Origin of the sequence: Zymomonas sp. (assembly GCF_020216885.1) — a bacterium.
Classification (GTDB): Bacteria; Pseudomonadota; Alphaproteobacteria; order Sphingomonadales; family Sphingomonadaceae; genus Zymomonas.
The window spans coordinates 1-10,000 of sequence record NZ_JAIWON010000021.1; the positions used below are offsets into that span (position 1 = coordinate 1).

General features: G+C 47.7%; 9 protein-coding genes, 1 tRNA gene and 1 pseudogene. 2 read left to right on the plus strand and 9 right to left on the minus strand.

All coding sequences use genetic code 11. From position 1 onward, the window contains the following. The 7 genes and pseudogenes from rplK to dapA all read right to left on the minus strand — a co-directional run. Window positions 1-232: pseudogene (rplK, locus tag LDL18_RS01075) on the minus strand (50S ribosomal protein L11); the annotation flags it as partial. Between the two features lie 86 nt (window positions 233-318). Then, entirely contained in the window at window positions 319-858 is a 540-nt protein-coding gene (nusG, locus tag LDL18_RS01080) for a transcription termination/antitermination protein NusG (protein ID WP_011240609.1), read from the minus strand. 15 nt (window positions 859-873) lie between these two features. Further along, window positions 874-1,071 (minus strand): preprotein translocase subunit SecE, encoded by a 198-nt coding sequence (gene secE, locus LDL18_RS01085; RefSeq protein WP_011241714.1) that lies wholly within the window; start codon window positions 1,069-1,071, stop codon window positions 874-876. 99 nt (window positions 1,072-1,170) lie between these two features. Beyond that, window positions 1,171-1,246 (minus strand) — tRNA-Trp (locus tag LDL18_RS01090). A 284-nt stretch (window positions 1,247-1,530) separates the two neighbouring features. Then, window positions 1,531-3,576 carry a M13 family metallopeptidase gene (locus LDL18_RS01095; protein WP_296506251.1) on the minus strand — a complete coding sequence of 682 codons (2,046 nt, stop codon included), beginning with the start codon at window positions 3,574-3,576 and terminating at the stop codon, window positions 1,531-1,533. A gap of 194 nt (window positions 3,577-3,770) precedes the next feature. Beyond that, a complete protein-coding gene (gene smpB / locus LDL18_RS01100; RefSeq protein ID WP_296506253.1) occupies window positions 3,771-4,253 on the minus strand; it encodes an SsrA-binding protein SmpB in 483 nt (160 codons plus the stop codon). A 3-nt stretch (window positions 4,254-4,256) separates the two neighbouring features. Beyond that, on the minus strand, window positions 4,257-5,132 hold the full coding sequence (dapA, locus tag LDL18_RS01105; RefSeq protein ID WP_023593262.1) for a 4-hydroxy-tetrahydrodipicolinate synthase: 876 nt from the start codon (window positions 5,130-5,132) through the stop codon (window positions 4,257-4,259). 48 nt (window positions 5,133-5,180) lie between these two features. Between dapA and LDL18_RS01110 the strand changes: the two genes are divergently transcribed. Together LDL18_RS01110 and greB are read left to right on the plus strand one after the other, a co-directional pair. Further along, window positions 5,181-7,247 (plus strand): lytic transglycosylase domain-containing protein, encoded by a 2,067-nt coding sequence (locus tag LDL18_RS01110; protein WP_296506258.1) that lies wholly within the window; start codon window positions 5,181-5,183, stop codon window positions 7,245-7,247. Between the two features lie 77 nt (window positions 7,248-7,324). Further along, window positions 7,325-7,822: a transcription elongation factor GreB gene (gene greB, locus LDL18_RS01115; RefSeq protein ID WP_296506260.1), complete on the plus strand. Its 498-nt coding sequence runs from the start codon at window positions 7,325-7,327 to the stop codon at window positions 7,820-7,822. A 41-nt stretch (window positions 7,823-7,863) separates the two neighbouring features. Here greB and LDL18_RS01120 read toward each other — a convergent pair whose 3' ends face one another. Both LDL18_RS01120 and aspS read right to left on the minus strand, forming a co-directional pair. Then, on the minus strand, window positions 7,864-8,649 hold the full coding sequence (locus LDL18_RS01120; protein ID WP_296506262.1) for a polyphosphate kinase: 786 nt from the start codon (window positions 8,647-8,649) through the stop codon (window positions 7,864-7,866). A gap of 32 nt (window positions 8,650-8,681) precedes the next feature. Next, on the minus strand, window positions 8,682-10,000 hold a 1,319-nt coding region (gene aspS, locus LDL18_RS01125), incomplete at its 5' end, for an aspartate--tRNA ligase (protein ID WP_296506264.1).

The window sequence follows — 10,000 nt, forward strand, 5'->3', positions numbered from 1 at the left end:
AAGAAACCGGCGGCATCTTGCTTTCGAAAGAGAAAGAACGATCGGCATAAACGGTGATGATCGTCGGTAACGGGGTGCCCGGTTCCATGCCCTGCGATTTGGCATTAAATGCCTTGCAGAATTCCATGATGTTGACACCGCGCTGACCCAAAGCCGGGCCGATTGGCGGACTTGGATTAGCTTTACCTGCCGGCACTTGCAGCTTGATATAGCCGGTAATTTTTTTTGCCATTTTATCACCCTTTTCAGGTTAAGCGGTTGACGATGACCCCCATGGCCACCTCCCGCAACAGGTCTTTATAAAAAAACCTGAATTACTTATTCGGCGCGTTCGACCTGCTCGAATTCTAATTCAACAGGGGTTGCACGACCAAAAATAGAAACGGAAACTTTAACTCTGGCACGATCAAAGTCGAGATCTTCAACAACACCATTAAAGCTGGCGAAGGGACCTTCCAAAACTTTAACCTGATCGCCGATTTCAAAATCGACTTTAATTTGTGCTTTTTTACCCGCAACTTCGGCTTCAGCCTTGCGGTTTAAGATATGCTCGGCTTCGGCATCGCTAATCGGTTGTGGTTTTCCAGAAAAGCCAAGAAAGCCTGTAACTTTCGGGGTGTTTTTAACCAAGTGATAAACGTCTTCGTTCATATTCAGCTTGGCAAGAACATATCCCGGAAAGCATTTGCGCTCGACAGCTACTTTTTTACCACGCCGGACTTCAACAGCCTGCTCGGTTGGAACTTCAATAGCTTCCACCAACGGCTGGAGCCCAAGACGTTCAGCTTCGGCAGCAACAGCTTCTTTTACTTTATTTTCAAAACCGGAATAAGCGTGAATAATATACCAGCGAGACATGAAACCAAAAATCCTTTAAGCCAGAAGCGACAAGAGAAGTCGAACAACATGGCTGAAAGCTGCGTCGACAGCAAAGAAAAAGACACCAAGCAAAATAGCCATGATAGCTACCATGACAGCGGTCATGACCGTTTCACGTCTGCTTGGCCATACTACTTTAGCAGTTTCGGCCCGAACCTGCCGAAAGAATTCGGCCGGTGTTATTTTGGCCATCTATGCCTCCAGGCTGAAAATCCGTTTATTTGACGCAGTTGGCTAGATTTCAAATCAGCCTTGCCTAAATTTTGTCGCGTTACCTAGACTACCGAAAAATGGCAGGAGCGGAGGGACTCGAACCCACGGCCCTCGGTTTTGGAGACCGATGCTCTACCAACTGAGCTACACTCCTAGGGTAACGGAGGTCGCGTAATAACCGGACAAAATAATAAAAGCAAGAGTCTATTCAAAAAATCCCTGCCAAATTATTATCTAAAGCCGCTTCAAAAGAACCAAACCTCTTTTTGGGCTCTTTAAAAGCAAACTCCAAATCATATTCTGCCGATCAGAAACGATCTGACGCTTGATAGCAAGCTTTTTCCAACTTTGTAGAAAAGCTTTTTTATCTCAAAAGGCATAAAAAAGCCGATGCAACAAGGCACCGGCTTTTTTGTTATCATAAGGCTTTAAAAAGACTTACCAAATCCGAACACGATCCTTTGGGGTCAAATAAAGTTTAGTACCGTCTTTGACATTAAAGCTGTTATACCAAGGATCCAGATTGCGGACGGTAGCCACACGATATTGTGAAGGTGAATGCGGGTCAGTCAACAACTGGCGACGTTCAGCCTCATCGCGCTGTTTAACCCGCCAAACCTGCGCCCATCCAAGATAGAAACGCTGATCGCCTGATAAGCCGTCCAAAATAGGCGCGACCTGATTACCAAGGCTAGCGTGGTAGGCATCATAAGACAAGGTCAGGCCGGCCAAATCGGCAATATTCTCACCCAATGTCAAACGACCCTGAACATGGAAACCGGGAATGGGTTCATATTGGTCATATTGCTTAACCAGTTTGTCGGTCAAAGCATTAAAGTTTTCGACATCAGACGGTAGCCACCATTGTGCCAAAGCCCCTTTCTCGTCATATTTTGCGCCCTGATCATCAAAATGATGGCTCAATTCATGGCCGATAACGGAACCAATACCACCATAGTTAACGGCAGCATCCGCATGCGGATCAAAGAAAGGTGGCTGCAAAATAGCGGCGGGGAAGACGATTTCATTCATCGTCGGATTGGCATAGGCATTGACCGTCATCGGGGTCATTTCCCATGCACCGCGATCAACAGGCTTGCCCAATTTATTCAGACTAAACTGATATTCGAACATATTTGACCGTCTGACGTTGCCAGCCAAATCATCACGAATAATCGTCAAACCCGTATAGTCGCGCCATTTATCAGGATAGCCGATTTTCGGGGTAAAAGAAGCCATTTTCAAATGGGCTCTTTTCTTCGATTCCGGTGACATCCACGTCAAATTATCAATCCGGCGATTCATCGCCGCCATGATATTTTTGACTAGCTGGTCAGCCGCAGCCTTGGTTTCTGGTGGGAAATAACGGGCAACATAGGTTTTACCGATATCTTCACCCAAAGCCGTATCGACCAAACCGACGGCCTTTTTCCAGCGCGGCAATTCTTTCGGCTGGCCTGTCAAAGCCTGACCATGAAAAGCAAAATGGGCATCAGAGAAAGGCTGCGAAAGATAAGGCGCCATCTGGTCAAGAAGATGAACCAGCAGATAATCTTTCAACGTCTGAATAGGCGTTTTCGAGATATTCAGAGCCATACCCGCAAAAGCGCTAGGTTCACCGACCAAAAATTCAGACTGGTTATTGATCTGAGCAGAGGTCAGAAAAGCATTCCAGTCGAAATTCGGCGCTTTCTTTTCAAAATCGGCACGCTGCCATTTGTTATAGGTGCGGTCAATATTGCGAAGGTCTGCCCTTGCCCACTGAACAGTCGCCAAATTACTCTCGAAAGCCATCAAATTAGCGGCACGCTGTTCCGCATAAGCCTCACCTGACAGCTGTAACAGCTTGGTCAGATAAGCAACATAAGCCTGACGGATGCTTTCAAGTTTAGAGTCTTTATTCAAATAATAGTCACGGTCAGGCAGCCCCAGACCGGATTGCTGGAAATTGATAATATAGCGATCCGGCTGACGATCATCCTGCGCAACCACAAAAGCAAAAGGTGCATCGCCGCCAATCGGCAACATAGCACCTAACTGGCGCGCAAAATCATGCTGATTTTTGACCGCTTTAATGGCATTAATCGTCGGTTTTAAAGGGCTAAGGCCTTTTTGATTGATCGTTTTTTGATCCATATAGCTGGCATAGAGATCACCACTTCTATTGCCGGGCGTTTTAACCGCTTCGTCTAAAATGTCTTTCATCCGCTGAAGCGAAAGATCAGCCAACTGGGTGAACATGCCATAACGGGCGCGGTCATCAGGAATAGGGGTTTTCTGATCCCATCCACCATTTGCAAAATCATAGAAGCTGTCACCCGGATTGACCGAGCGATTCATACCGCTTTCATCAAAACCGAACAGGCCAATGGCCGGTTTATTGGGTAAAAGCGTCTCACCAGCTGCTAAAGCCGGAACAGCGACCGATGCCATAGCAGCCATTGCCACAAATGCCCGTCCGATAGAAAAACGAGGATGTTTCACAAAAAACCTTCCTTAAGAAAACCAGACTATTGTCTTTGTCTTTTTTTCAAAAAACGGAGCCTATCACACTTTAGACGCAAGGATAAAATAAAAAGAAGCAATTTATTTCCCGCAAAAATCTGTAAAATTACCAAAAGATAATCACTTACACATAAGGGACAGCTTCTTTTTTTGTTAAGAGCGATAGAATATTATCACCCCTTATCCCGTAACAACCTTGCCTGATCGCGTTTCCAATCCCGTTCTTTGATCGTAGCCCGTTTATCATGGGTCTTTTTACCGCGTGCTATCGCCAACTCCAGCTTGGCTTTCCCCTTGTTGTTAAAATACAAACTGACCGGAATAACGGTCATCCCTTCACGAGAAACGGCTGTCTGCATCTTACGGATTTCCCGCTCATGAAGCAGCAATTTTCTGGGTCGTTTTGGTTCATGATTAAACCGATTACCATGACTGAATTCAGGGATATTGGCATTGATAAGGGTTACTTCGCCATTTTTAACCTCGGCATAGCTTTCAGCAATCGACCCCTGCCCGAAACGCAAAGATTTCACTTCGGTTCCGGTCAAGGCAAGACCAGCCTCGTAAAAATCTTCAAAAGCATATTCAAAACGGGCGCGCCGGTTCTCGGCGAGTATCTTCGTTTTTTTAAACTGAGGTGGACGAAAAGCAGCCATCTTTTAAATCAACCTTGCATGGGAAAGCGCCGCATCAACCAAAGCCTTGCTATGATCGCTTGGCTGAACCAAAGGCAGACGCAATTCAGGCGAGAAATCTGGATACAGGCGGGACAAAGCATATTTGACCGGAGCCGGAGAGGAATCACTGAACAAGGCCGAATGCAAAGGATAAAGACGATCCTGCAAAGCCAAAGCATCCTGATAGCGATTTTCAGCACAAGCCTTCTGGAAATCGGCCGAAAGTTTCGGCGCAACATTGGCCGTTACCGAAATACAACCAACACCACCCATGGCATTAAAGGCCAAAGCCATATCATCATTACCCGACAACTGGCAGAAATCAGAACCACAAGCCAATCTTTGCGCAGAAACCCGCGCAATATGCCCGCTAGCATCTTTCATACCCACAATAGCAGGTAAACGCGACAGACGCGCCAAAGTTTCAACCGAAATATCGCTGCTGGTTCGACCGGGAACATTATAAATCAGGATAGGAATCGGGCTATTTTCAGCCAGATAGCTATAATGGGCAAAAAGCCCTTCCTGACTGGGTTTGTTATAATAAGGTAATACCACCAGACCCGCTGCGGCTCCGGCTTTGGCCGCATGGCGCAAATGGGCAAGCGATACCTTAGTATCATTCGACCCACATCCGGCTATTACTGGCACTCGACCTTTGGTCTGATCAATACAAACCGCCATAACATAGTTATGTTCTTCGATGGTCATCGTGGCACTTTCACCCGTGGTGCCACAGGGAACAAGCGCTGATGATCCGCCTTCGATCATCCGGTCAACATGCGCTCTGAAAACCACTTCATCAAATTTTCCGTTGCGAAACGGTGTCACAAGAGCAGGAATTGAGCCCGTGAACATTATCATCTCCTTCCCTTTGGTATGAAGCTGTCTCATATAGTAAAGACCATGGCCCATAACCAAAATTTACTATCGTCTGATAAAGACGTTAAGCCACGGCTGTCCAGACAGCCCAAGCAACGCAGACAGTTTCTTAAGCTGTGTGCGTCCATCATACCGGCTAGCCTGTTCCTTTCCGGGCAGAGTTACGGGCAACGCAATAGCATTGCCATCGTCAATCAGCCAGCAGAGACAGACAGTAAAATTGCAAAATGGCAACTATTACGTTCTGGCACGTCATTATCTTTTCAGGATTATGCCTCTTTTCTGATAGAAAATCCTCACTGGCCTGCTGAAAATATTCTAAGAAAGGCCGCTGAAAAGCATTTAACCGATGCTTTGACGGCTATAGGGGAAAAACCGCAACAAGCCTTGCGTTTTTTTCAACTCTATCCTCCGGTCTCTAATAATGGCCGCGCGGCTTATGCGTTAATTCTGGATCAATATAATCAGCCAGCCGAAGCCATCGCACAAGCCAAGGCCGCATGGACAGAAGGGTATCTGTCTCCAGATATCGAAAATAAACTTTTTGCCCGTTTTAATAACAGCTTCACAGCACAAGAGCAGGCACTCCGTGAAGATCGCTTGTTATTTGGGCATAATATCGAAGCCGCCCGTTTACAGCTTAATCGGGTCAGCGAAGATCAAAAGCCCATTTTTGAAGCGCGTATTGCGCTACAGACAGGCGCTCCCGAAGCCGAAGCCCTTGTCTCGGCATTGGGGGCTGATGCCGATAATAATCCGGGTTTTCTGGCAGATCATGCCCAGTATTTACGCAGCAAAGCCCGCCCCTTTGATGCCCGATCCTTGCTGGCTCTGCCACGACAATGGAAACAAGCGCCAAGCGATGCCGGAGAATGGCTCAATCTACTCCTTACCTTTGCCAAAGCGACCGCTAATGACAAACAATATGCCCAGACTTTAGCCATTGTTCGGCAGGTTTACAGCCTCTATCCTGATAGCCGAAAAGTAAAGGAACAATCCTTCACGATCAGGGATCGCTATACCGATCTTCTTTTCTTGGGTGGCCGGACAGCTTTAAAATACCTCAACCAGCCCAAAGACGCGCTCGCCTTTTTCAGCAATTACGCCGCGGCTTCCAAAAGCCCCCAAAGCCGCAGCCGAGGCTATTATTGGGCAGGTCGTTCAGCTTTAGCCATGCGGGATGATGCCCTTGCCCGCCGCTATTTCGCAGCAGCAGGCCAATCCCCTGACCAGTTCTATGGCCAGCTTTCTCTTGAATTATTGGGACAGAGCGTGCCAATCCCGCCTTATGGGGCTGCGCTGCCCGATTCTTCGCAGCAAAATATCTTCTACAGCAGCTCTCTGGTGCAAGCGACCATCCGTTTGGGACAGCAACAAAATTGGCGCGATCAAAGCCTGTTCTTGCGCGCCCTTGCCAACAGCCTGACCCGCCCAGAAGAATACGCGCTGGCCATTGATCTTAGCCAACGCATCGGTAGACAAGATCTAGCCGTCATGGCCTGTCGTTCTATGCGGAATAGCGACCTGATCGCCTATAATCGTAGCGGTTATCCAAGCTATTCCCTTCCCAATGAAAGCGAACCGAGCTGGGTAATGGTGCATGCGCTTTCCCGTCAGGAAAGCCAATTCGACCGCCATGCGAAAAGCAGCGTTGGCGCGCTTGGCTTGATGCAGCTCATGCCGAAAACGGCCAAAGATCAATCCCAGAAATTAGGCTTAGCCTATGACCCTGCGCGTCTGGTAAATGATCCAGCCTTCAACCTGACCTTAGGTGCCAGCTTTTACGAAAGAATGCGCAGCTATTATCAAGGCAGCCATCTTTTGGCGGTTGCCGCCTATAATTCAGGGCCCGGCAATGTGAATCGCTATCTTTCAAGCTATGGCGACCCTCGCATGCCTCATGCAGATGTCATCGACTGGATCGAAGATTTTCCCTTGGATGAAACCCGTAACTATATTCAGCGCGTCTTAGAAAATGCCGTTGTCTATAGCCGGATTGATCCCGACACCAATCGCAGCCGCGTTGGAGGTCAGGCCTTATCTGATTATCTCGGTGGGATGGATCATATCGGGACGACGCTTTCACGCTAGTACACCCAAAAAAGCCTGCTACATCAATAAATAGCAGGCTTTTTTCACCGCCTTCAATCAAACAAGACAGATGTCCCGTGACAACAAAAAACCCTAATTACATCACACCACAAGGCTTACAAAAGCTAAAGGAACGCTACCATCATCTGATGAATAGCGAACGCCCCAAAATTGTTGAAATTGTCAGTTGGGCAGCCGGTAATGGAGATCGCTCAGAAAATGGCGACTACATCTATGGTCGAAAAAAGATGCGCGAGATTGACCGCGAATTATCATGGTTGTCGCGCCGATTAAAAGCTGCCCGCGTTGTTGATCCCTCTGCGGTAGAAGATCGATCAAAAGTCTGGTTTGGAGCCACCGTCACCATTGCTGACGAAGACGACAATCAACGCCAAATATCACTGGTGGGTGAAGACGAGGCCGATGCAGGTCAAGGACGAATAAGCTGGAAATCACCCTTGGCACGGGCTTTACGCGGTGCAACCTTAGGCGATCTTAGAATTGTCCGCCTACCGGCAGGTGAAAAGGAATGGGAAGTTATAGAAATTGGCTATCCTACGCCCATTTCAAAATAATATAAAAAGAGGGCTACCGCATGGATAGCCCCCTGAATATTCTAATTTCCTAAATCAATGCCCAATTTTTCTTTAGCCAACAAAACAATTTCAGGATCAAGCGGCGGTGGAGCCGTTGGCAGATTTTTTTCCAACGCATCTGCAATCAACCCAAGCGCTTGGATACGAGCAGCCTGCTTATTATTAGCATCAATAATATACCAAGGTGCCCAATGCATGTTGCATTGATCGAACATATCCAAAAAAGCCTTCTTATATTCATCCCGCTCGTCACGGGCATGAAAATCAGCAGGACTAATCTTCATATGTTTCCAAGGATGCATCAAGCGCCGCTTGAAACGCTCATCTTGCGTCTTGTCAGAGATATGACAGAAAATCTTGATAAGACGGGTGCCATTTTCACATTGCAATGATTCAAAAGCATTGATCTCATCATAGCTACGCTGCCATTCTTCGTCACTGGCCAGCTTATCGACCCGTTCAACGAGAACACGGCCATACCAGCTCCGGTCGAAGATAGCGACTTCACCATTTCCGGGCATTTTTGTCCAAAAACGCCACAAGAAATGATGCGCTTTTTCTTCTTCAGTAGGAACCCCGATAGGCCATACTCTGAAATGGCGTGGATCCCATCCTGTCACCAATCGCTGGATAATACCGCTTTTTCCTGAGCTATCCGGCCCTTCGAATAAGATAATAGCCTTCCGACGATAGACGATATAGGCCACCAAAAGGTGAGCTAGTCTCTTTTGGAGTTGCACTAGCGCTTTATCGTAATCGCCGTTAAACGGCTTTCCCTGTTCGTAATCAGCAAGATTGACAGACATGCGGCATTACCCCTCTGTTGGCATTATCAGATTTACGAAGCTGATTTCTGGGTAGGTTTCACCGCAATACGCAAAGACAGTTCTTTCAACTGCCGTTCACTTACGGCCGCCGGAGCGCCCATCATCAAGTCTTCTGCTTTTTGGTTCATTGGGAATAAAACGACTTCACGGATATTAGGTTCACCCGCCAACAGCATCACCATACGGTCAACACCCGGAGCAGCCCCACCATGTGGCGGCGCGCCATATTTAAAGGCGTTAATCATACCGGCAAAGTTTTCATCAACCATAGCCTGATCATAGCCCGCGATTTCAAAGGCTTTATACATGATCTCTGGCCGATGGTTACGGATAGCGCCAGAAGACAATTCGATACCGTTACAGACGATATCATATTGATAAGCTAAAATATCGAGCGGATCTTTGGTTTCCAAGGCTTCCATGCCACCTTGCGGCATCGAGAATGGATTATGGCTAAAGATGACCTGCTTGGCTTCTTCATCATATTCAAACATCGGGAAATCGACGACCCAACAGAAACGGAAGCTGTCTTTTTCGATCAGATCGAGCAATTCACCGACGCGGTTACGGGCAAGCCCTGCCAAACGAGCGGCCTCGCCTTCCTTACCGGCGGCAAAGAAAACGCCATCATTTTCACCAAGACCAAGATCAGCTAACAGCTTTTTGGTAGCTTCTTCGCCCAGATTGCGGGCAATCGGGCCTCCGGCTTCGCCATTTTTGATATTGATATAGCCCAGACCCGCAAAACCTTCTTCGCGCGCCCAGTTGTTCATATCATCAAAGAATTTGCGGCTATTTTTACCAGCTTCCGGTGCCGGAATAGCGCGAACAACGGCTCCTTTTGCGACCATACCTGCAAATAAACCAAAACCGGAATCGCGGAAATGTTCGGTGACATCGCTGATTTTTAAAGGATTCCGCAAATCAGGCTTGTCGGAACCATAATAAAGCATCGCATCACGATAAGCGATACGCGGGAAAGGCGCAGGGGTAACGGTCTTACCGCCGCCGAATTCTTCAAAGACACCAGCCAAAACGGGTTCGATGGTCGCAAAGACATCTTCTTGGGTGACAAAGCTCATTTCAAAATCGAGCTGATAGAATTCACCGGGCGAACGATCGGCGCGGGCATCTTCATCACGGAAACAAGGGGCAATCTGGAAATAACGGTCGAAACCGGCAACCATCATCAACTGTTTGAACATCTGCGGAGCCTGCGGCAACGCATAGAATTTACCGGGATGGACACGGCTTGGTACCAGATAGTCGCGCGCGCCTTCTGGGCTGGATGCCGTCAAAATCGGGGTCTGATATTCGTTAAAGCCCTGTT